Below are 22,475 nucleotides of genomic sequence, written 5' to 3' on the forward strand. Positions count from 1 at the left end.
ATCACGAATCCTGCAGCCAGGCGAGGCCGTCACGACCGACGAGTGCGCTCGAGGCAGCCGGGCCCCAGGTGCCCGCAGTGTATGGACGCGGCGGCGTCGAGTCCTGTTCCCAGCCTTCGAGGATCGGCTCGATCCAGCGCCAGGCTGCATCCAGTTCGTCGCGACGCATGAACAGCGTCAGCTTGCCGCGGATCACGTCCATCAGCAGGCGCTCGTAGGCGTCCCACTGGCGCGTGTGGTAGGTCTCGGCAAAATCGAGGTTGAGCGCCACCGGACGCAGGCGCATCTCGTCGCCCGGCACCTTCGCCATCAGATGCAGCTCTAGAGCCTCATCGGGCTGCAGTCGAATCACGAGCCGGTTCGCGGCCCGTTCGCCCGAGACGGACGGGAAGAGCGCGTGCGGCACCTCGTGGAAATTCACGACGATCTCGGCGACACGCTCCTGCATGCGCTTGCCAGTGCGCAAGTAGAACGGCACGCCAGCCCAGCGCCAGTTATTGAGCTCGGCCTTGAGCGCGACGAAGGTCTCGGTGCGGCTGTCGGACGGAATTCCAGCCTCTTCGAGATAGGCCGGCACCGGCTTGCCGTCGACGGCGCCTGCTCGGTACTGGCCGCGCACCGTGCGGGTGGCGACATCCTCGGCCCCCATCGGGCGCAGCGCGCGCAGCACTTTGAGTTTTTCGTCGCGCATCGCGTCCGGGTCGATGCTGGCCGGCGGTTCCATCGCAACGATGCACAGCAGCTGCAGCAGGTGGTTCTGCACCATGTCGCGCAGCGCGCCCGTGTTGTCGTAGAACTCGCCCCGCCCTTCGACGCCGACCGTCTCGGCGAGCGTGATCTGCACGTCGCGCACGCAGGCGCGGCTCCACAAGGGCTCGAAGAGCGCGTTGCCGAAACGCAGCGCGATCAGGTTCTGCACCGTCTCCTTACCGAGGTAGTGGTCGATCCGGTAGATCTGCTCTTCCTTGAAGATTGCACCGACCTGCTCGTTGATCTGGCGTGCGGACGCGAGGTCGCGGCCGAGCGGTTTTTCGAGGACGACGCGGCTGTCGGGGGTGACGAGGCCGGCGGCGCCGAGGTTCTCGCAGATCGACGCGAAAAGGCTGGGTGCGGTCGCTAGATAGAAAACACGCACGCGGGCGGGATCGTTATCGAGGACTGCGGTCAAACGCTCATAGTCCGCGGCCTGGCGCGCATCGAGCGGAACATAGTCGAGGCAGCGGGCGAAGGCGGCCCAGGCGGCAGCGTCGAAATCGCGCTCGGCGATGAACTTGCGCGCATGCGCCTCGACCTTCGCGAGGTAGGCGTCGCGGCTCAGATCTTCCCGCCCGACGCCGACGACGCGCCAACGCGCCGCGTTCGGGTCGGCCGCGCTGTCGCGGTGCCGGTAATACAGCGCCGGCAGCAGCTTTCGCATCGCGAGGTCGCCGCTGCCGCCAAACAGGATCAGATCGAACGCTTCCAGGGGAATCACTTTGTTTGCCTCTTCCGGTTGTTCTGGTCTTGCGCCGGCGCGTTCATGGCTAGTTGGTAGCTTAAGACGTCGGCGGTAGTAAATCTACAACCAATTAAAGCTACAGAAATGTAGAAAGTCAACATGTCTGCGGCTTGAAACTTTCATGCGAGGGTCGCGATGCGATATCTCGAAAGTTCCCTGAAATGCCCTTATAAAGGGCTTGCTACCTGGCGCGCCTCGAGTTTTGCAGACTGCAATGGCGCCGCCGAACCGAAATTTTGTTGAAAAGGTACTTGCATTCATTAATGTAGTAATTCTACACTTGTTCTAAATCAAGTCGTCGGCGCGGATCGAAACGAGGATTCGTCAGGCGACAAACAGAGACAAAGGAGGTCCGCATGACCCTCAGCCCCACCCTTGCTCGCGTCACCGACCGTATCCGCGCCCGCAGCGCCGCGTCGCGTTCAACCTACCTGGCGCGCGTCGAGAAAGCCGCGAGCGCCGCCGGCACCGCCCGCACCCATGTTTCCTGTGCGAATCAGGCACACGCCTACGCGGCCTTCGCGCCTAACGACAAGCTGGTGTTGCGCCAAGCGCGGCTGCCGAATCTCGGGATCGTGTCCGCCTATAACGATATGTTGTCCGCCCACCAACCCCTCGAGCGCATGCCTGCACTGATCAAGGAGGCTGCCCGCGGCGCCGGTGCAGTTGCGCAATTCGCCGGCGGGGTGCCGGCGATGTGCGACGGCGTCACCCAAGGCGAAGCCGGCATGGAGCTGTCGCTGTTCTCGCGCGACGTGATCGCGATGGCGACCGCGGTGGCTCTGTCGCACAACGTGTTCGACGGCACGCTCTGCCTCGGCGTGTGCGACAAGATCGTTCCCGGCCTGCTGATCGGCGCACTGCAATTTGGACACCTGCCCACGATCTTCGTCCCGGCGGGCCCGATGACGACCGGCATTGGCAACGACGAGAAGGCGCGCGTGCGTCAGCTCTTCGCGCAGGGCCGCGCGACCCGCGAGGAGCTACTCGAGTCCGAAATGGCCGCCTACCACGGCCCCGGCACCTGCACCTTCTACGGCACGGCCAACAGCAACCAGATGATGATGGAAGTGATGGGACTGCACCTTCCCGGCGCCGCCTTCGTCAATCCGGGCACCCAGCTGCGCGACGAGCTGACGCGCGCCGCCGCGCGGAGACTTGCCGGCGTTACCCGGCTCGGAAAGGAATACATTCCGATCGCGAAAGTGATCGACGAGCGCGCGATAGCGAATGCCATCGTTGGTCTGCTCGCGACCGGTGGCTCGACCAACCACACAATCCACCTCGTGGCGATCGCTGCCGCCGCGGGCATTCACATCGACTGGAACGATTTCGACGAGCTGTCGGCCGTCGTGCCGCTGCTGACGCGCATCTACCCGAACGGCAGCGCCGATGTGAACCACTTCCATGCCGCCGGCGGCATGGGCTTCCTGATCCGTGAACTGCTCGGCGCCGGTCTGCTGCACGGCGACGTGATGACGGTGATGGGCCAAGGCCTCGCCCGCTATACCGAGGAGCCGTGGCTCGACGGCGAGCAGGTTGCGTGGCGTCCGGCAGTTGCCGAGAGCATCGATCCGACAGTCCTACGTCCAGCCTCGGACCCATTCAGTGCAGACGGAGGCCTGAAGTTGCTGAAAGGCAACCTAGGCCGCTCGGTGATCAAGGTCTCCGCCGTGAAGCCCGAACACCGCGTCGTCGAAGCGCCCGCGATCGTGTTCAACGACCAGGACGAGCTGATGGCGGCCTTCAAGCGCGGCGAGCTGACGCGCGATTTCGTCGCCGTCGTCCGCTTCCAGGGGCCGCGCGCGAACGGGATGCCGGAACTGCACAAGCTGACGCCGGCACTCGGCCTGCTGCAGGACCAGGGCTACCACGTCGCGCTCGTGACCGACGGGCGCATGTCGGGTGCGTCGGGCAAGGTTCCCGCCGCGATCCACGCGACGCCCGAATGCCTTGCCGGTGGTCCGCTCGCGAAGTTGCGTGACGGCGACCTGATCAGGCTCGATGCCGAAGCCGGCACGCTCGAAGCCCTCGTTCCCGCGGCTGAATGGGCCGCCCGCGAGATCGCCACCGCCGACCTCGAAGGGAACCAGCACGGCGTGGGCCGCGAGCTCTTCTTCAATGCGCGAGCCAATGCGAGCGGTGCCGAACAGGGCGCCAGCACCTTCGGCTCCACCCTGCCCGGCCCGCTGCAGGCCGCCTGAACCTGATTCTGGAGATTCGACTGATGGATATTTCCACCTTCCTTGCCGCCAGCCCCGTGATGCCGGTGATCGTGCTCGACAAGGTCGCCGATGCCGTTCCCCTCGCCCGTGCGCTCGTCGCCGGCGGCATCCGCGTGCTCGAAGTGACGCTGCGCACCGCAGCGGCGCTGGAGAGCGTGCGCGCGATTCGCGCAGAAGTCCCCGATGCGATCGTCGGCGTCGGCACCGTCGTCACGCCTGCCGACCTCGCGGCTGCAGCCGGAGCAGGCGCGGTCTTCGCGGTCAGCCCCGGGGCGTCGCCCGAATTGCTGCGCGCCGGCCATGAATCGGCGATCCCGCTGCTGCCCGGCGTGATGACCCCGTCCGACGTGATCAACGCCCTCGCCGCGGGCTACACCGCGATGAAGCTCTTCCCCGCTGCGCAGGCCGGCGGCATCGGCATGCTGAAGGCCCTCGGCGGACCATTCCCGCAGGTCCGCTTCTGCCCGACTGGCGGCATCGATGCGACAACGGCTCCGGGCTTCCTCGCACTGCCGAACGTCGCCTGCGTCGGCGGCTCGTGGCTGACACCGGCCGATCGCGTTCGCGCGGGCGACTGGGCGGCGATCACCGAACTTGCGTGCGCCGCTGCAGCCTTGCGCCCCACGGAAGCCGCCAAGTGAGTTCTCTGGCGATGCCCTTCGCTCGTGCCGAAACCTCGTCCTTCCGCGTGCGCAAGGTCGAATTCGGCGGGATTCCCGCGCTGGAACTGCGCGACGAGCGCAGCGGCGCCTGCGCCGTCTTCGCCCGGCGCGGAGCAACGCTGCTCGCGTGGCGCGTGCCGCATGCGGGCGAGATGGTGTCGCTGGCTGACGGCTACGAGACGGCGGTCGAGTTCGACAGCCAGAACGGCGTGCGCAACGGCATCCTCGCCCCCTTCTGCAACCGCATCGCCGACGGCCGCTATCGTTTCGACGACCGTGAGTTCGACCTGCTGCCCGGCGTACCGGACGGCCAACGCCTGATCTACCACGGCTTCCTGCGCGAGATGGAGTTGAGCGTCGCCGACGTGCAGGAGAGCATCGCCGGCGCGAGCGTGCTCTTCACCGGCGTGATCCGTCCGGACGACTTCCCCGGCTATCCATTTGCGCTGAAGCTGAGCGTTCGCGTGAGTTTCACGGGCCGCGGCGTCGCGCTCACCGTCACCGGCACCAACATCGGCGAACGGGCCATTCCCTACGCGGCCGGGTGGCATCCGTACTTCAGGCTCGGCGACGCGCCGATCGAGACGCTCGAGCTGACAGTGCCTGCCGCCCGCTGCATCGCCACGGACAGAAAGCTGCTGCCCCTGCCCGGCGACGCCGCCTACGCGCCCATCGCTCAAACTGCGCTGCCCGATTTCCGGGAGCCGCGCCTGATAGGCGATGCGGTCATCGACGGCTGCTACGCCGGCGCCGAAGCGGAGGCCGACGGCTTGGTCCGCAGCCGCCTGCGCGACCCTGCGACCGGCCGCCGCCTGACCGTCTGGCAACGCGGCGGACTCACGCACGTCTTCACCGGCGACACGCTCTCGCGCGACGCCCGACGTTCGATCGCGATCGAGCCGGTCGAGGTCATGACCGACGCGTTCAACCGCGACGAATGCGCACGGGCGATCCGTCTGCCGCCCGGCACCACCTCCAGCTTCAGTTGCGGCGTGGAGTTCGACGTCGATGCTGCACCCGCCACCTTCAACCGCGCTTCCAGCGCCATCGAGTGAGACCCGAGATGCAAGGCAAGAACACCAAGATCATTGCGACCGTCGGCCCTGCGAGCGGCGACGAGAACACTTTGCGTGCGCTTGCCGAGGCTGGCGCGGACGTCTTCCGCCTGAACTTCAGTCACGGCAGCCACGACGACCATCGCGCCGTCTACCACCGCATTCGTGCGGTCGAAGAGCGCCTCGGCCGCCCTATCGGCGTGTTGATCGACCTGCAGGGCCCGAAGCTGCGGCTCGGCACCTTCGCCGAAGGCGGCGTCACGCTCAATCGCGGCGATCGCATCCGCTTCGATCTCGACCCGACGCCGGGCAATGCCGAGCGCGTCGCTATCCCGCATCCCGAAATCATCAATGCGGTCGGCCCTGGCCATGTACTGCTGGTCGACGACGGCAAGATGCGCCTGCAGGTTGTTGCGAAGAGCGAGGGCGTGCTGGAGATGGAAGCGCTGACCGACGGGCGCCTGTCGGACCGCAAGGGCGTGAACGTCCCCGACGTCGCCCTGCCCCTGTCCGCGCTGACCGCGAAGGACCGCCGCGACCTCGCCTTCGGCCTGGAACTGGGTATCGACTGGGTCGCGCTGTCCTTCGTGCAGCGCGCCGAGGACATCGCAGAAGCCCGCGAGCTGATCGGCGACAAGGCGCTGCTGATGGCGAAGATCGAGAAACCGTCGGCGCTCGTCGAACTCGAAGAGATCATCGCGCTCGCCGACGGGATCATGGTCGCGCGCGGCGACCTCGGCGTGGAACTCCCGCCCGAGGACGTCCCCGGCCTGCAGAAGCGCATCGTGCGGCTGTGCCGCCGCGCCGGCAAGCCGGTCGTCGTCGCGACGCAGATGCTCGAATCGATGATTTCGGCCCCGGCGCCGACCCGCGCCGAAGCCTCCGACGTCGCGACCGCGGTGTTCGACGGCGCCGACGCGGTGATGCTGTCCGCAGAGACCGCATCGGGCAAGTACCCGGTCGACGCGCTCGCGATGATGACCCGCATCATCGCCCGCACCGAGGCCGATCCCTTGCAGCGCCAGCTGATGGAAGCTGTGGGCGCCGACCCGAAGGGCAACACCACGGACGCCATCGGCACCGCGATCCGCGCGGTTGCGGCGACGCTGCCGCTGTCGGCGACGGTGGCCTTCACGGCCTCCGGCTCGACGGCGCTGCGCATCGCGCACCAGCGCCCGCGCTCGCCGATCCTGGGGCTCACGCCCTCGCAAGGGGTCGCGCGCCGCCTGTGCGTCGTCTGGGGCGTGCGTTCCCGCCGCTCCGTCGAGGCCTGCGAAGTCGAGGAGATCGTCAACGTCGCGCTCGAACACTGCCGCGCCGAGGGGCTCACCGCCCCGGGCCAGGCGGTCGTCGTCACCGCCGGCGTGCCTTTCGGCACTCCCGGCAGCACCAACCTGCTGCGCCTCGCGTGGCCGGCCGGCGAAGCGGCTGTAGTTGCCTAAGGCCCCCGACCCCGACCCCGACAAGAGACATACGAGAGAGACAGAGAGACAACCATGAACGCCACTGCCATCCACGCCAAACTTCAAGCCCTCTTCCCGACCGAAGCCGACGTGCCCGCCGAATGCCGCGTGCTCGCACCGCTGCATCAGCGCTCGATCCTGTTGAACGGCGAAATGCAGATCTGGAAGGGTGAAACCAAGCCCGTTTATTCGCCCGTCGCGATGCGCGCGGCCGACGGCAAGCTGACGCCCGTCGAGCTCGGCAGCTTCCCCGTCACCGGCACCGCCGAAGCCGACGCGGCGATCGCTGCCGCGGTCAAGGCCTACGACAACGGCCGCGGCGAGTGGCCGACGATGTCCGTCGCCCAACGCATCGAATGCGTCGAGAACTTCACGAACCAGATCGTCGCGCGCCGGCACGAGATCGTGAACCTGATCATGTGGGAGATCGGCAAGAGCCTCGCCGACTCGGAGAAGGAATTCGACCGCACGATCGACTACATCAAGGCGACCATCGCCGAGCTGAAGAACCTCGACAACGCCAACTCGCGCTTCCAGATCGTCGAGGGCACGATCGCGCAGATCCGCCGCTCGCCGCTCGGGATCGTGCTGTGCATGGGCCCGTACAACTACCCGATGAACGAGACCTTCTGCACCCTGATCCCGGCGCTGATCATGGGCAACGTCGTGCTCTTCAAGCCGCCGCGCTTCGGCGTGCTGCTGTACTACCCGATGCTGGAAGCCTTCCGCAGCGCCTTCCCGGCGGGGGCGATCAACATCGTCTACGGCCAGGGTAGCGTCGTCGTGCCGCACATCATGGCGTCGGGCAAGGTCAACGTGCTCGCGCTGATCGGCACCAGCAAGGTCGCCGACCAGCTGAAGAAGGCCCACCCGAAGACCAACCGCCTGCGCGCCGTGCTCGGCCTCGAAGCCAAGAACGCCGCGATCGTCCTGCCGGATGCCGACATCGAGCTCACGGTCAAGGAATGCATTACCGGCGCCTTGTCCTTCAACGGCCAGCGTTGCACCGCGATCAAGATGATCCTCGTGCATCAGGCGATCGCCGACCAATTCCTGCGCCGCTTCTGCGAGGAGATCGGCAAGCTCAAGATCGGCATGCCCTGGGAAAAGGGCGTGACAATCACGCCGCTGCCGGAGATGGCGAAGGTCCGCTACATGAACGAACTGATCGAGGACGCGGTCGCCCAGGGCGCGAAAGTGCTCAACGATAACGGCGGCGCCTCGGTCGAGACGATGTTCCACCCGGCGGTCGTCTTCCCCGTCAAGGAAGGCATGAAGCTCTACCGCGAGGAGCAGTTCGGCCCGGTCGTGCCGGTCGCGCCCTTCGAGGACACCGAGACCGCGCTCCAGTACGTCATCACCTCCGATCACGGCCAGCAGGTCTCGATCTTCGGCACCAACCCGGACCAGGTCGCGACCCTCATCGACCCGCTCGTCAATCAGGTCGGCCGCGTAAACCTCAACGCGCAATGCCAGCGCAGCCCGGACGTCTTCCCGTTCAACGGCCGCAAGGATTCGGCCGAAGGCACGCTCTCCGTGCATGACGCGCTGCGCTCGTTCTCGATCCGCACGATGGTTGCCGCGAAACAGACCGAGGCGTCGAAGAAGCTGCTCGACAGCATCGTGCTCGGCAACAAGTCGAACTTCGTCAATACGCGTTTCATCCTCTGACGAAGGCTCGAACCACCGTTCCTCCTCCGGGCCGACATCACGCTCTCCAGAAACAGATGCCGGCCCTTTTTTTGCGCACCGCCCCTGACGCCCGAACGACGACCATGACTGCCATCACCTCGATCGAAGCCCTCGAAATCCTCGACTCCCGCGGCAACCCGACCCTCCAAGCGACCGTGCGCCTCGACTCCGGCCACACCGGCAGCGCCGCCGTGCCTTCCGGCGCCTCCACCGGCGCCCGCGAAGCGCTCGAACTGCGCGACGGCGACGCCGCCCGCTTCGGCGGCAAGGGCGTCACGAAAGCACTCGCCAACATCGAAGGCCCGATCGCCGCCGCGTTGAAAAGCCGTGACGCGCGCGACCAGGGCGCGATCGACGCGCTGCTGTGCGAGCTCGACGGCAGTCCGGACAAGTCGAAGCTCGGCGCCAACGCGCTGCTCGCCGTCTCGCTCGCGACCGCCCACGCCGCCGCGAACGCCCAGTCCATCCCGCTCTACCGCCATCTCGGCGACGCCTCGCGCGGCTTCACGCTGCCGGTGCCGCTGATGAACGTCATCAACGGCGGCGCGCACGCGAACAACAGCCTCGACATCCAGGAATGCATGATCGTGCCGCACGGCTTCGAGCGTTTCAGCGACGCATTGCGCGCGGGCGTCGGCGTGTTTCACGCGCTGAAGGGGCTGCTCGACAAGAAGGGTTACCCGACCTCGGTCGGCGACGAAGGCGGCTTCGCGCCCAACGTCAGCGGCACCCGCGAAGCGCTCGACCTGATCCTCGAAGCAGTCGAGCGCGCCGGCTACAAGCCCGGCTCCGAGATCGCGCTCGCGCTCGACTGTGCCGCCTCGGAATTCCACAAGGACGAGGCCTACCAGCTCGAAGGCGAAGGCAAGCACTTCTCCCGTGCCGAATTCTGCGGCTACCTCGCCGAGCTCGTCGGCGACTACCCGATCTTCAGCATCGAGGACGGCATGGCCGAAGACGACTGGGCCGGCTGGGGCCTGCTCACCGACCGCCTCGGCCGCCGCGTGCAGCTCGTCGGCGACGATCTCTTCGTCACCAACACCGAGATCCTCGCGAAAGGCATCGAGAAGGGCATCGCCAACGCCATCCTGATCAAGCCGAACCAGATCGGCACGCTCACCGAGACGCTCGCCGCGATGGAGATGGCCCGCCGCGCCGGCTACGCGTCGATCGCGTCGCACCGCTCGGGCGAAACCAGCGACACGACAATCGCCGACCTCGCGGTCGCGACCGCCTGCGGCCAGATCAAGACCGGCTCAGCGAGCCGCTCCGACCGCGTCGAGAAATACAACCGCCTGCTCGCGATTGAACGCGAACTCGGCGCCGACGCACACTTCGCGGGCTCCAAGGCGTTCCGGATGTAATACGGCGACCAAGACTTCCGTTCGCCCCGGGCCCGTCGACGGGCACCGCCCGGACCTCGACGAGCTCGGTCCGAACGGCGGCTTTGTGGCCAATATGATCCTAAAGATTGCTCTCCAACCGGCATCGCATTAACGCTCACTCCCTGGCGGTGATGCCGGTCCTTTTTATTCCCCACGGCCGCGCCGCGCGGCGGGCCGTTCGCCTTGCGGAGTCCTGCCGTGAACGTTGCACTCTCCTCTGATCTGAATACCGACAAGGACCAAGCCCTGCGCAACGACATCCGGCTGCTCGGCCGCCTGCTCGGCGATACCGTGCGCGCCCGCGAGGGCGAAGCCGTGTTCGACTTGATCGAGCGAATCCGCCGCGACTCCATCCGCTTCCGCCGTGACGATGACCGCGGTGCCCGCCACGACCTCGAAACCGCTCTCGACGGCCTGTCGCGCAAGGACACGCTACACGTCGTCCGCGCCTTCAGCTACTTCTCGCATCTCGCGAACCTCGCCGAAGACCAACACCATATCCGCCGCTCGCGCGCCCACCTGATCGCCCGCTCCGCGCCCCGCGAAGGCAGCCTCACGTATGCGATAAACCGCGCCTTCGAGGCCGGCCTCGACGCTTCGAGTCTCACCGACTTCTTCGCGACCGCACGCGTCGTGCCGGTGCTCACCGCCCACCCGACCGAAGTCCAGCGAAAGAGCATCCTCAACTGCCAGACCGCGATCGCGCGCCTCCTCGACCAGCGCGACCGCATGACGCTCACTCCCGACGAGCTGCGCGACAACGACGACGCGCTGCGTCGCGGCGTGCTGACGCTGTGGCAGACCCGCATGCTCCGCCCCGCCAGGCTCTCGGTCGTCGACGAAGTTACGAACGGCCTCGGCTATCACGACACCACCTTTCTGCGCGAAGTGCCGCGCCTCTATGCCGCCATCGAAGACGAGCTATACGGCTGTGACGCCTCCCTCGCCGACCACGAACTGCCCGCCTTCCTGCAGGTCGGCAGCTGGATCGGCGGCGATCGCGACGGCAACCCCTTCGTCACCGCCGACATGCTCCAAGAGGCGCTTGCGATGCAATGTGAGCGTGTGCTCGGCCACTACCTTGCCGAACTCGAAGTCCTCGCCTCGCAACTCTCGCTCGCCGCGCTCCTCGTGACGGCCTCCGACGACCTGCTCGCACTCGCCGACGCCTCGCCCGACTGTTCGCCCCATCGCAGTGACGAACCCTATCGGCGCGCGGTCGCTCACATCCGCGCCCGCCTACTCGCGACCCGGTATACCCTGATCGCCAGCCGGAGCGAGATCGATCCGGTCGAACCCTACGCGAACCCGGAAGCCCTCGCCGCCGACCTCGCCATCGTCCACCGCTCGCTCGTCGCCAACAGCTCCGCCGAACTCGCCCGCGGCCGCCTCCGCTCCCTGCGCCGCGCCGTCACAGTATTCGGCTTCCACCTCGCACCAATCGACCTGCGCCAGAACTCCGATGTGCACGAGCGCGTCGTCGCCGAACTCTTCGAGGTCGCCCAGCCCGGCACGCGCTACCAGGCGCTCGGCGAGGAACATCGCATCGCACTCCTCCTTGACGAACTCTCCACCCCGCGCCCGCTCAATTCACCGCACTTCACCTATTCCGACGAAACCGCCTCCGAACTCGCGATCGCTGCGATGGCGCGCGAGGCGCACTGCCGCTACGGTCCCGCGTCGGTGCCGAACTACATCATCTCGAAGGCCGACAGCGTCTCCGACCTGCTCGAAGTCGCGGTGCTGCTGAAGGAAGCAGGTCTCTTCGATCCACGTACCGACAAGCTTGCCGTCAACGTGATCCCGCTCTTCGAGACCATCGCCGACCTCCAGGCGAGCGGCCCGATCATGGACCGCCTGCTCGACCTTCCCGCCTGGCAACGCCTCCTCGCCTCGCGCGAGCGCACGCAGGAAGTGATGCTCGGCTACTCCGACTCCAACAAGGACGGCGGCTTCCTCACATCCGGCTGGGAACTCTACAAAGCCGAAATCGCGCTGGTCGACGTCTTCCGTCGCCGCAACGTCCGCCTGCGCCTCTTCCACGGCCGCGGCGGCTCGGTTGGGCGCGGCGGCGGCCCGAGCTATCAGGCCATCCTCGCCCAGCCCGGCGGCGCCGTTCAGGGCCAGATCCGCCTCACCGAACAGGGCGAAGTCATCGGCGCCAAATACGGCAATCCCGAAGTCGGCCGGCGCAATCTCGAAGTCCTCGTCGCCGCGACCCTCGAAGCGACCCTGCTCTCCGCCAAGGAACCCGCGCCGCGCGCCGAATTCCTCGACGCGATGGACGAGCTCTCCGCCACCGCCTTCCGCGCCTACCGCGCGCTGGTCTACGAGACGGAAGGCTTCGAACGCTACTTTCGCGAATCGACGATCGTCGACGAGATCGCCCAGCTCAACATCGGCTCGCGCCCCGCCTCGCGCAAGAAGAGCTTCGCCATCGAGGACCTGCGCGCGATCCCCTGGGTCTTCAGCTGGTCGCAGTGCCGCCTGATGCTGCCCGGCTGGTACGGTTTCGGCGCTGGCATCACGGACTACCTCGAACGCCACGGCAAGAGCGGCCTCGAACGGCTGCGGGCCATGCATCGCGAATGGCCCTTCTTCGCGACCCTGCTATCGAACATGGATATGGTGCTCGCGAAAAGCGATATCGCCATCGCGAGCCGCTACGCCGGACTCGTTCACGACGAGGGACTGCGTGATGCGATCTTCCCGGTGATCCGCGGCGAACATCACGCGACGATCGATGCACTGCTCAAGATCACCGGTCAGCACGAACTCCTCGACGGCAATCCGCTCCTCAAGCGGTCGATCCGCAACCGCTTCCCCTACCTCGACCCGCTCAACCACGTCCAGGTCGAACTGCTGCGCCGCCATCGCGAAGGCGCCGACGATGAACGCATCCGGCGTGGCATCCACCTGTCGATCAACGGCATCGCGGCCGGGTTACGGAACAGCGGATAATCGGCCACGCGACGGAGCCATCTGAACCATGACCCCCACCGATACGATCGGATACCTCGCTGCCGTCCTGACGACGGCCTCCTTCGTGCCGCAGGCCCTGCATATCTGGCGCACCCGGGATGCGCGGGCGATCTCGCTGTCGATGTACAGCGTCTTCTCGACCGGTGTTGCGCTATGGCTCGCCTACGGCCTGCTGGTCGACTCCTGGCCCGTCCTGCTCGCCAACGTCGTGACGCTGTTCTTCGCGCTCAGCATCCTCGCGATGAAGATCCGCTACGAACGCGAACGCCGGGAGCGGCGATGAGCGGACCGGCTCTCACGGGTATCCACCACGTCGCAATCATCTGCAGCGACTACGCGCGCTCGAAACACTTCTACACCGAAGTGCTCGGCCTGCGTGTCGTCGCCGAGACCTTTCGGGCCGAACGCCGCTCGCATAAGCTCGATCTTCTGCTGCCCGACGGCACTCAACTCGAACTCTTCTCCTTCCCCGATCCGCCGCCACGCCCCTCCCGCCCCGAAGCCTCCGGCCTGCGCCACCTCGCCTTCGCGGTCGCCGATCTCGACGCCGCAGTACGCGCCCTCCAAGCGCGTGCCGTAACCACCGAACGGATCCGCCTCGACGAACTCGCCGGACGCCGTTTCACCTTCTTCGCTGACCCCGACGGCCTGCCGCTGGAACTCTACGAACATCCGTAGTCTCTACCCGTTTGCCCGGCGCGGCCCTACCATGTCGCGCACCATGGCACATGAAAGGGTTCCTGCATGCTGATCAACTGCGTCGCCTACGAGAACGGCTCCCGGCTCGCGGATCTCACCGTCGAGGAAATCAGCGACTACCTCGCCAAACCGGGCTGTTTCGTCTGGGTCGCGCTGCGCGACGCGACCCCGCAGGAACTCGACCAGATGGCCGAGGAGTTCAATCTCCACGAACTCGCCGTGGAAGACGCACGCCACGGCCATCAACGCCCCAAAATCGAGGAGTACGGCGATTCCGTCTTCGCCGTGATGCAGCTTCTGGAATTCGACAAGAGCGAGATCGCGGTCGGCGAAGTCGATGTCTTCGTCGGCCCCAACTATGTGCTGTCGGTTCGCAACCACAGCCAGCAGCACTTCCTCGGCGTACGCCAGCGCTGCGAACGCGAGCCGCATCTGCTCAAGCAGGGCTCGGGCTTCGTGCTGTATGCGTTGATGGACGCTGTCGTCGACCGTTATTTCCCGATCATCGATCGGCTCGAATCCGAACTCGAAGAGATCGAAGCGCAGATCTTCGTGAAGGGCACGGCCCGGCACAACATCGAACGGCTCTACGACCTCAAGCGTCAGGTCATGACCCTCAAGCACGCGGTCGCCCCCTTGATGGAAGCCGCCGGCAAGCTCTCCGGTAGCCGCGTCCCGCCCGTGTGCGCAAATAGTCGCGACTATTTCCGCGACGTCTCCGACCACCTCCTGCGCATCAACGCCTCGCTCGACACCATCCGCGACACGATCGCCACCGCGATCCAGGTAAACCTGTCGATGGTCGCGATCGAGGACGGCGAGGTGAACAAGAAGCTTGCCGCCTGGGCCGGGATCTTCGCGGTCGTCACCGCGTTTGCCGGCATCTGGGGCATGAACTTCCACAACATGCCCGAGCTCGACTGGGTCTACGGCTACCCCTTCGCGCTGCTCACGATCGGCGTCGCCGGCCTCGTGCTGTACTTGCGTTTCAGGCGCACCGGCTGGCTGTAAGGGCCTAGACGACCGGGAGGCTGTCGTCGCTGCGGCGCCCGTCGCGCAGGAATTCGACCACCTCGTCGGGTGGCAAGGGCTTACTGATCAAGTAGCCCTGCAGCTCGTTGCAGCGGAAAAGCCGCAAGAACTTGGCCTGCTCCTCGCGCTCGACCCCCTCCGCGATTACCTTCAGATCCAGCGAATGCGCCAGCGCGATGATCGTCGACACGATCGTCATGCTCTCCGGCGTCGCCGCCATCGTCTCGATGAAAGACTTGTCGATCTTCAGCGCACTGACCGGCAGCTTCGACAGATAACCGAGCGACGAGTAACCGGTCCCGAAATCGTCGATCGCCACCCCCAGGCCGAGCCGCCGGATCTCGGACAGTCGAGCGATGTTCTGTTCGAGATCGGTCATCAGCATGCTTTCCGTGATCTCGAGATCCACCGGCGGCAAAGTTCCCGCATGGCCGTTCAGCGCTACCCGCACCGATTCGACGAAATCCTTCTGCTGCAACTGGATCGCCGATACGTTCACGGCAACACGCGGCGGATCGATTCCTTCCGCACGCCACCGCTCCTGATCCTCCACCGCGCGCCGGATCACCCAAGCGCCGACGTCCAGAATCATCCCCGTCTCTTCGAGGATCGGGATGAACACGGCCGGCTGGATCAAGCCTTTCTGCGGGTCGTTCCAACGGATCAGCGCCTCGAGGCCGGTCACCGCCCCGCTCGCACCGTGCGTCTTGGGCTGGTAATAGAGCACGAACTCGTCGCGCTCCAGCGCCTGCCGCAGCCTGCTCTCGAGCATCAACGTCTCGGCGATCAGCGCGTTCATTTCCGGCCCGTAGAAGAGGAAGCCCGCTCCCGACCCCTTCGCCTTGCGCAGCGCCACCTCGGCGTTCTTCACGAGTGCATCGGCGTCCTCGTCCTCCGTCTCGCTCACCGCGATCCCTGCCGTCAAAGACAAGAGCAACTCGTGTTCCCCGACGACGATCGGGTCGTGCACCACCGCCCGCGTCACGCGCTCGACCACGTGCGCAACCTCGGTCGCATCCCGCCCGCCTGCATGAACCGTCGCGAAGTGATCGACGCCGATTCGCGCCACACACGTCTCCTCTGGCCACGCACTCTGGAAGCGGTCCGCGATTTCGCGCAGCACGCGGTCCCCCACCTGCCTTCCGAAGGTGTCGTTGATGTTGCGGAAACGATTGATGTTCCACAGCACGACCGCCACCTTCTCGCCGGGGTGCTTGCGCGCCGCCTGCAAGGCCTGGCCGACGCACTCGTTGAGGTGCGGACGGTTCGACAAACCGGTCAGAACGTCGTGATACGCCAGATACGACAGCGCGTCCTGCTTGCCGATGTATTCCAGCCCGAAGGACACGTCGTTGGCGAGCTCGGCCAGCAGCTGCAGCTCCGCCCCATTGAAGAATTCCGGATCGTGCGCATACAGCACCATCACCGCCACGACGTTCCGCTCGACCATCAAGGGCAAAGCCACCTGGGACTGATACCCGCGCCGCATCGCCTCGGCGCAGCGTTTGCCAGGATCGCCGAATTTTTCCAGGTCGTTGATCACGAACGGCTTCCCACCGACCACCGCGCCGTTGACCGCGCCGTGCCCGGTCAGATTATCGGGACAGACCGGCAGACGCTCGGCCCCGAGCGCCTCGTCGACCCCCGCCCAAGCAACCGGCACCACTTCCATCGCCTCGGCGTCGAAATTGCCGATCCACGCGATCCCGAATCCGCCCTGTTCGACCGCAATCCGGCACGCCTCGCGGAACAGCTCCTTGCGGTCGTGGATGCGCACGATCGCCGAGTTGATGCCGCTCAACACCGCATACACCCGCGTCAGCCGCAGGATGCGCTGTTGCTGCGCGTTCCGCTCGAAGAATTGCCCGATCTGACCGCCCAGCGCGGCGAGCGTATCCGTCAGCTGCGCGTCGGGCCCGGTCGCCTCCGCGCTGAAGAATTCGATCACGCCTGCAACGTCGCCGCGAACCTGGATCGGAAATGCCCCGCCTGCACGGAAGCCCGTAGGCGCCGCGTTCCTGCTCTCGGTTAGCCATGGCTCCGCCGCGAGATCCGTGAGCCACCTCGGCACGGCAGACTCCCACACATGCCCGGCCAGCCCATCCCCCTTACGGAGCCGGGTCTGGCGCGTCCGCGCAACGAAATCAGCGCAATGGCCATCGTCCTTGCACCACACTTCGAGGCAGCGCAAACGCTGGCCGAATTCGTCGACGCTCCACAGCGTTCCCGCCGCAAGCCCCAGTTCGCTGCAGATCGCATCCAGCAGCCGAGGCGCCGCCTCCGCGATCGTCGTCGCCTCGTCCAAGATCCGTGCGACCGTGTATTGCGCGGCCAGCTGACGCTGTGCGCGCTCGCGATCGACGATCTCCGCCTCGAGTTCGCGCGCGTACGCCTGCACTTTGGCGTACAGACTGCCGTTCTCGTAGATTCGCCCCACCTGTGCGGCGAGGATCCGCAGCAGATTTTCATCGCCTTCCGAAAAGACCTCGTCGCCCAGCTTGTTGCCCAATACGATCCAGCCATAGGAATTCGTCAGCGACGTCACCGGTGCCACGAGCATGGAATGCAGACGCGGATAGCCGGAGGGAAGGCCCGCCTCCCGGGCGGCTGCCTCGCTCGGATAAACACTGCGCTCGACCCGGCGCGACCGATACACCTGCCCTGGAACTCCGTCGTCCAGCACGATCGGTCCCAAGGCCGCCAATTCAGACTCGCTGAAGCCGCAGTGGCATGCGTAGGCCAGCGTGTCGCCACCCGTCGCACGGACTGCGATGCTGCCGTATTCGGCATCGATCAACTGACGAGCGCTCGTACACACATGATCGAGCAACTGCGCTGAATCCCGTTGCGACGCCATCTGCAGGTTCAGCGAGATCAGTGCTTCGAGCTTCGCGTTGACCCGCTGCAACTCGGCGACCTTGTCGGAGAGCTTGCCGGTCATCAGCTGCAGATGCTGACGGTCGAATTCCGGCGGCGCAACGGCGGGCGTCGCCGCGGCCTTCGCCTCTTCGAGCACGCGCCGAACAACTTCAATGATCTCTTCCGGCTCGCTCGGCTTGGTCAGGATCTCGGCTACGCCGCACGCATTCGCAAGCTGTCGCGCTTCCGATTCCAGGTAATAGGCGGTGTAGAAAATGACGGGCGTCGCCGCGATGCTCGGATCCGCACGCAGTTGGCGCACGAACTCGTAGCCATCCACCTCGGGCATCAGAATGTCGCAGATCGCCAAGTCCGGCCGTGTTTCGCGTACCAGTTCCAGCGCGGCGTTCCCATCTGCGGCCTCGACCACCTCATGGCCCATCGCGCCCAGCACTGTCGCAAGCAACTCGCGGTTGATCGGGACATCATCGACAACTGCTATTTTCGCCATACACTGCGCCCCGCTCTTACGAGCTCTGCCCCCGCGGTGCTCGTAATTCAACCGGCAGGAAAGGTTCCATTTGCTCGACGAAGGTTTCCGCTTCGATCGGCTTCGAGAAATAGCCATCGAAGCCCGCCGTCAGCACGCGCTCCCGATCGCCGAGCATCGAGAAGGCCGTCACTGCGATCATCCTCACGCCCTTCAGCGTCGGGTCTGCACGCAGCGCATTCAGCACTTCATATCCATTCAACCCGGGCATCTGCAAGTCGCAAACGATCAGGTCCGGGCGCTCCAGCCGCGCCATCGCGATCGCAGTCGCGCCGTCCTCGGCAACCAAGGTCCGATAGCCGTTCGCTTTCAACAAATAGCGCATCAGCTCCAGGCTGGGCATATGATCTTCGGCAATCAGGATCGTCGCGGTCACGGCTCACATCTCCGGCAACACGAGCGTAAAGCTCGACCCCACCCCGGGCTCCGACGTGCAGGTCAGCGTTCCGTCGAGCATCGCCGCGAGCTTTCGGCTCAGATGCAGACCGAGCCCCGTGCCCTCCCCGCCCTTGTTGCGCGAGGCCTGTCCCTGTACGAAGGGTTCGAACAGCGTTGCGAGTTCGTCCTGCCGGATGCCCGGCCCGGAATCCTCGACCACCACACTCAGCCGCCGTTGACCGCCGAAGTCCTCAACGGAAAGACCTACCCGAACGTACCCGCGTTCCGTGAACTTGATTGCATTGTTCATCAAGTTGATGAGTATCTGGCTCAAGGCCCTCCGGTCGGTGACGAATGTCTCCGGTTCGGGCGGAAGTGCCAGCTCGAACGAAAGGCCCTTGGTCACCGCCTGTGGCCGCAAGGTCGCCGCGACTTCATCGACGAGCGCCGAGCAGTCGACGACTTCGTGCTGCAGGTCCATCTTCCCGGCCTCGATCTTGGCCAGATTGAGCAGATCGTTGATCAGCGCAAGCAGGTGGCGCGCACTGCTGCGGATCAGCTGCAGCTGGTGCGTCTGCTCGTCGTTGATATCGCCCGGCAATTTCATCAGCAGCGTACCGGTGAAACCGATCACGGCGTTGAGGGGCGTGCGCAGCTCATGGCTCATGCTCGCCAGGAAACGATCCTTGGCGCGATTCGCATTTTCCAGCTCGAGATTCTTGCCCTGAAGCGCCTGCTCGAAGTTCCGCCGCTCACTGACATCACGGATCGCGCTGATCACGACGACCGAGTCCTCGCTGCGTAGCGGGCTCAGGCTGATCTCGACGGGAAACTCCGTGCCGTCCTTGCGCAGGCCATACAGTTCGAGTCCATTGCCCATCGCTCGAGTGCGAGGCTGCTCGAAGTACCGGTTTCGATGGCCCAGATGCGATCGGCGGAATCGCTCAGGCAGCAGATCATCCACCAGCCGTGCCCGCAGCTCACCGGGCCCGTAACCGAACAAGCGCTCGGCCTGGCTGTTGGCCACCAGGACATGACCGGTGGAGTTGCTGATCACCAACCCGTCCGGAGTCGACTCCAGGAACTCGCCGAACCGCTGCTCGAGTGCCCGTCCGTCGCGGCGAACCTTCAGCTCCGTCACGTCCTTTTCGCTGAGGACGATTCTGTCGCCCCCGTCAATCCGCCTTCCGGACAGGACAACGAAGATCAAATTGCCGTCCTTCCTGCGCCTCAGCGTTTCAAGGCCCGCCTGGCCCCGCTCGCGAGTATCCGAGAGGAATCGTTCGAGCTCGCCCTGGCGGTCCGGCGGCGCAACGAGCTCGGCGTATTTAGTGCCCAGCGCTTCCTCGGCGGTGTAGCCGAAAAGCTGCTGCGCCGCGCCTTCCCAGCCGAGCACCGTACCGTCGGAAGAAAGCAAGACATGGGCGTCCGGCGTGTCGACGATCCAATCACGATCGAGCCTGTCGGTCATTGAAGACCCTCCGCCTGGGTAATCCCGCGATGCGCCGACCGCGGCGCAAAGCGCGGGCGGTCAGCCACACTCTAACGAAATGCGGAGAGGAATACGAATGATTTGCAACACTTAACGGAACGGCTACGGCCGGCCAACGTGCAGCGGATCACGAACGCGCTTCGAGCTCCCGCGCCTGTTCGATCGCCTCCTCGATGCGGTCGACCGCAATCACCCGCATGCCCGAGATCGGCTGCTTGGGCGCATTCGCCCGCGGAATGATCGCCACGGTGAAGCCCAGCTTCGCCGCTTCCTTCAACCGTTCCTGCCCGCGGGGCGCCGGCCGGATCTCCCCCGCCAGGCCGACTTCGCCGAACACCACGAGCCCGCGCGGCAAGGCGCGGCTACGCAAGGACGACACGATCGCCAGCAGAACCGCAAGGTCCGCCGCCGGTTCGCTGATCTTCACGCCGCCTACGGCGTTCACGAAGACATCCTGGTCGAAGCACACCACGCCCGCGTGCCGGTGCAGTACCGCGAGCAACATCGCCAGCCGGTTCTGCTCCAAGCCGACCGACAGCCGCCGCGGATTCGGACTGTGCGCGCTATCGACGAGCGCCTGGATTTCGACGAGCAAAGGACGCGTGCCTTCCTGCGTCACCAGCACGCAGCTGCCCGCCACCTCCTGACTATGCTGCGACAGGAAGATCGCCGACGGATTGCTGACGCCGCGCAGTCCGCGCTCGGTCATCGCGAAAACGCCGAGCTCGTTCACCGCGCCGAAGCGATTCTTGAATGCGCGCACGAGACGGAAACTCGAATGCGTGTCGCCTTCGAAATACAGCACCGTGTCGACGATGTGTTCCAGCACGCGCGGCCCCGCGAGCGTGCCGTCCTTCGTCACATGGCCGACCATGATCAGGCTCGTGCCGCTCTGCTTCGCGAAACGCGTCAGCTGCGCCGCACATTCGCGCACCTGCGCGACCGAGCCCGGTGCCGACTGCAAGGCCTCCGAATACACCGTCTGGATCGAATCGATCACCGCGATCCGCGGCGCCGCATTTTTGAGCGTCGAGAGGATGCGTTCGAGGTTGATCTCGGGCAGCAGTTGCAGGCTTCCGGGATCGAGCTGCAGGCGTTGCGCACGCAGCGCAACCTGTTCGCCCGACTCCTCGCCGCTCACGTAAACGGCCGCATGTTCGCCCGCAAGCACGGCCAGCGCCTGCAACAGCAGCGTCGACTTGCCGATCCCCGGATCGCCGCCGATGAGCACGACGCCGCCCGCAACGAGTCCGCCGCCCAGCACGCGATCGAATTCCTCGATGCCCGTCGGCGTGCGCGGCTCTTCCCGCGGCTCGAGTTCGGCCAGCGTCTGCAACTTGCCGGTCGCACCGGCCAGTGCAGCAAAGCGATTCGTCCCGGCCGTGGCGACCGGTTCGACAATCGACTCCACCAGCGTATTCCACGCCCGACATTGAGGACATTGTCCCTGCCAACGCGGCGCCTGCCCACCGCACTCGGTGCAGACGTACGCGGTCTTCGCCTTGGCCATCAGCCCTCTCCGAGGGCCGCCGCCATTGCCCGGAACTCGCTCACGGCGTGCTCCGCGAAGGTCGTGATCAGTCGCGAACGGAACTTGTCGCGCGGAACGATCACTTCAAGGGGCGTGTACTGCCGCGGCTCGAGCCGGATGCCGGCAATCCGTCCCTCGCGGACGTCGCGCTGGATCGCCGCCTTGGACGCAATCGCGTAACCCATGCCTTCCGCCGCCAGATGCTTGACCGTCGCCAGGCTGCCCAGCTCGGCGCAAACCTCGATATCTTCCAGCGCAATGTCGGCCGCCGCGAAGAAACTCTCGGCAAGGAGCCGGATCGCGTTTCCGGGATCGCGCGTGATGAAAGGATGATCCTTCAGGTCGGCCGCGGTCGCGTACTCCAGCTTTGCGAGCGGATGATCCGGGCGGCAGATCACGAAGAGCTCGTCGTGCGTCGCCGTGATCCGTTCCACAGCCGGTTGCTCGGTGACGATCTCGATCAGCCCCAGATCCAACTCGCGCGAAGCGACCCGGTCCTCGGTGAGCTGCGAATTACCGACCACGACGCGCGGGACGACGCGGGGAAACTTCCGCTTGAAAGTCTCGAGCAGCCGCGGCAGCCAGTAGGCCGCGATCGTCGTGCTCGTGCCGATGTTCAACGCGCCGCCAAGTTCGCTGGTCAGCTCCGATACGCGGGAATCCAACTCATCTGACAGGTCGAGGATCCGCTCGGCGTAGGCCAGCACGACCTCCCCCGCCCCCGTGAGGGTCACGCGCCCATGTCCGCGCTCCAACAGGCGCGTGTTGAAGTGCTCTTCCAGCTGCTTGATCTGGAAGGTCACCGCCGGCTGGGTCATGAAAAGGTGTTCCGCGGCGCGGGTGAATGAGCCGTACTTGGCGACGGCGCTGAACACCTGCAATCTGCGATCGGCCACTGCTGCTCCATAAGTCAGATTTATGACCGGAATTAAAGCACATGTTGGCCACCGCGGGGGAATACTCCCGGGCGGA

The 22,475-nt window shown here is 65.7% G+C and carries 16 protein-coding genes; 10 read left to right on the forward strand and 6 right to left on the reverse strand.

Annotation, left to right across the window (positions count from 1 at the left end; genetic code table 11):
* Position 1 precedes the first annotated feature (1 nt).
* Positions 2 to 1,474: a glucose-6-phosphate dehydrogenase gene (zwf, locus tag VJ673_RS03565; protein ID WP_324124654.1), complete on the reverse strand. Its 1,473-nt coding sequence runs from the start codon at positions 1,472 to 1,474 to the stop codon at positions 2 to 4.
* A gap of 380 nt (positions 1,475 to 1,854) precedes the next feature.
* Between zwf and edd the strand changes: the two genes are divergently transcribed.
* The 10 genes from edd (at position 1,855) to corA (ending at position 14,672) form a co-directional block, all read left to right on the forward strand.
* A complete protein-coding gene (gene edd, locus VJ673_RS03570) occupies positions 1,855 to 3,702 on the forward strand; it encodes a phosphogluconate dehydratase (RefSeq protein ID WP_324124655.1) in 1,848 nt (615 codons plus the stop codon).
* A 23-nt stretch (positions 3,703 to 3,725) separates the two neighbouring features.
* Positions 3,726 to 4,364, forward strand: coding sequence for a bifunctional 4-hydroxy-2-oxoglutarate aldolase/2-dehydro-3-deoxy-phosphogluconate aldolase (eda, locus tag VJ673_RS03575; RefSeq protein WP_324124656.1), 639 nt, complete (start codon positions 3,726 to 3,728; stop codon positions 4,362 to 4,364).
* Positions 4,361 to 5,440 (forward strand): aldose 1-epimerase, encoded by a 1,080-nt coding sequence (locus tag VJ673_RS03580; protein ID WP_324124657.1) that lies wholly within the window; start codon positions 4,361 to 4,363, stop codon positions 5,438 to 5,440. Before eda ends, VJ673_RS03580 begins: the two co-directional genes overlap by 4 nt.
* Before the next feature lie 8 nt (positions 5,441 to 5,448).
* On the forward strand, positions 5,449 to 6,882 hold the full coding sequence (gene pyk / locus VJ673_RS03585; protein ID WP_324124658.1) for a pyruvate kinase: 1,434 nt from the start codon (positions 5,449 to 5,451) through the stop codon (positions 6,880 to 6,882).
* Positions 6,883 to 6,936: 54 nt separating this feature from the next.
* Positions 6,937 to 8,574, forward strand: coding sequence for an NADP-dependent glyceraldehyde-3-phosphate dehydrogenase (locus tag VJ673_RS03590; RefSeq protein WP_324124659.1), 1,638 nt, complete (start codon positions 6,937 to 6,939; stop codon positions 8,572 to 8,574).
* Positions 8,575 to 8,678: 104 nt separating this feature from the next.
* A complete protein-coding gene (gene eno, locus VJ673_RS03595) occupies positions 8,679 to 9,959 on the forward strand; it encodes a phosphopyruvate hydratase (protein WP_324124660.1) in 1,281 nt (426 codons plus the stop codon).
* 243 nt (positions 9,960 to 10,202) lie between these two features.
* Positions 10,203 to 12,941 carry a phosphoenolpyruvate carboxylase gene (gene ppc / locus VJ673_RS03600; protein WP_324124679.1) on the forward strand — a complete coding sequence of 913 codons (2,739 nt, stop codon included), beginning with the start codon at positions 10,203 to 10,205 and terminating at the stop codon, positions 12,939 to 12,941.
* 28 nt (positions 12,942 to 12,969) lie between these two features.
* Positions 12,970 to 13,245 (forward strand): SemiSWEET transporter, encoded by a 276-nt coding sequence (locus tag VJ673_RS03605; RefSeq protein ID WP_324124661.1) that lies wholly within the window; start codon positions 12,970 to 12,972, stop codon positions 13,243 to 13,245.
* On the forward strand, positions 13,242 to 13,640 hold the full coding sequence (gloA2, locus tag VJ673_RS03610; RefSeq protein ID WP_324124662.1) for an SMU1112c/YaeR family gloxylase I-like metalloprotein: 399 nt from the start codon (positions 13,242 to 13,244) through the stop codon (positions 13,638 to 13,640). The genes VJ673_RS03605 and gloA2 overlap by 4 nt, the downstream gene beginning before the upstream one ends.
* 66 nt (positions 13,641 to 13,706) lie before the next feature.
* Entirely contained in the window at positions 13,707 to 14,672 is a 966-nt protein-coding gene (corA, locus tag VJ673_RS03615; protein ID WP_324124663.1) for a magnesium/cobalt transporter CorA, read from the forward strand.
* Between the two features lie 4 nt (positions 14,673 to 14,676).
* On the opposite strand, the gene VJ673_RS03620 is transcribed toward corA, so the two are convergent.
* From VJ673_RS03620 to VJ673_RS03640, 5 genes are all read right to left on the reverse strand, one after another.
* Positions 14,677 to 18,063 carry an EAL domain-containing protein gene (locus tag VJ673_RS03620; protein ID WP_324124664.1) on the reverse strand — a complete coding sequence of 1,129 codons (3,387 nt, stop codon included), beginning with the start codon at positions 18,061 to 18,063 and terminating at the stop codon, positions 14,677 to 14,679.
* A gap of 16 nt (positions 18,064 to 18,079) precedes the next feature.
* The gene (locus VJ673_RS03625) at positions 18,080 to 18,478 is read right to left on the reverse strand and encodes a response regulator (protein WP_324124665.1); all 399 of its coding nucleotides are present in this window, start codon (positions 18,476 to 18,478) and stop codon (positions 18,080 to 18,082) included.
* A gap of 3 nt (positions 18,479 to 18,481) precedes the next feature.
* Positions 18,482 to 19,951: a PAS domain-containing sensor histidine kinase gene (locus VJ673_RS03630; protein WP_324124666.1), complete on the reverse strand. Its 1,470-nt coding sequence runs from the start codon at positions 19,949 to 19,951 to the stop codon at positions 18,482 to 18,484.
* A 148-nt stretch (positions 19,952 to 20,099) separates the two neighbouring features.
* Complete coding sequence (gene radA, locus VJ673_RS03635) at positions 20,100 to 21,482, reverse strand: DNA repair protein RadA (RefSeq protein WP_324124667.1); 1,383 nt, start codon at positions 21,480 to 21,482, stop codon at positions 20,100 to 20,102.
* A complete protein-coding gene (locus VJ673_RS03640; RefSeq protein WP_324124668.1) occupies positions 21,482 to 22,399 on the reverse strand; it encodes a LysR family transcriptional regulator in 918 nt (305 codons plus the stop codon). The genes radA and VJ673_RS03640 overlap by 1 nt, the downstream gene beginning before the upstream one ends.
* Positions 22,400 to 22,475: the final 76 nt, after the last annotated feature.

The organism is Aromatoleum sp. (assembly GCF_035254505.1).
Lineage (GTDB): Bacteria > Pseudomonadota > Gammaproteobacteria > Burkholderiales > Rhodocyclaceae > Aromatoleum.

What these genes read in the sequence shown, in the direction of transcription:
- VJ673_RS03605 (WP_324124661.1), top strand. Translation starts at nt 12,970, where the DNA reads ATGACCCCCACCGATACGATCGGATACCTCGCTGCCGTCCTGACGACG.
- pyk (WP_324124658.1), top strand. Translation starts at nt 5,449, where the DNA reads ATGCAAGGCAAGAACACCAAGATCATTGCGACCGTCGGCCCTGCGAGC.
- edd (WP_324124655.1), top strand. Translation starts at nt 1,855, where the DNA reads ATGACCCTCAGCCCCACCCTTGCTCGCGTCACCGACCGTATCCGCGCC.
- radA (WP_324124667.1), bottom strand. Translation starts at nt 21,482, where the DNA reads ATGGCCAAGGCGAAGACCGCGTACGTCTGCACCGAGTGCGGTGGGCAG.
- gloA2 (WP_324124662.1), top strand. Translation starts at nt 13,242, where the DNA reads ATGAGCGGACCGGCTCTCACGGGTATCCACCACGTCGCAATCATCTGC.
- VJ673_RS03620 (WP_324124664.1), bottom strand. Translation starts at nt 18,063, where the DNA reads ATGGCGAAAATAGCAGTTGTCGATGATGTCCCGATCAACCGCGAGTTG.
- eda (WP_324124656.1), top strand. Translation starts at nt 3,726, where the DNA reads ATGGATATTTCCACCTTCCTTGCCGCCAGCCCCGTGATGCCGGTGATC.
- corA (WP_324124663.1), top strand. Translation starts at nt 13,707, where the DNA reads ATGCTGATCAACTGCGTCGCCTACGAGAACGGCTCCCGGCTCGCGGAT.
- VJ673_RS03590 (WP_324124659.1), top strand. Translation starts at nt 6,937, where the DNA reads ATGAACGCCACTGCCATCCACGCCAAACTTCAAGCCCTCTTCCCGACC.
- VJ673_RS03630 (WP_324124666.1), bottom strand. Translation starts at nt 19,951, where the DNA reads ATGACCGACAGGCTCGATCGTGATTGGATCGTCGACACGCCGGACGCC.
- eno (WP_324124660.1), top strand. Translation starts at nt 8,679, where the DNA reads ATGACTGCCATCACCTCGATCGAAGCCCTCGAAATCCTCGACTCCCGC.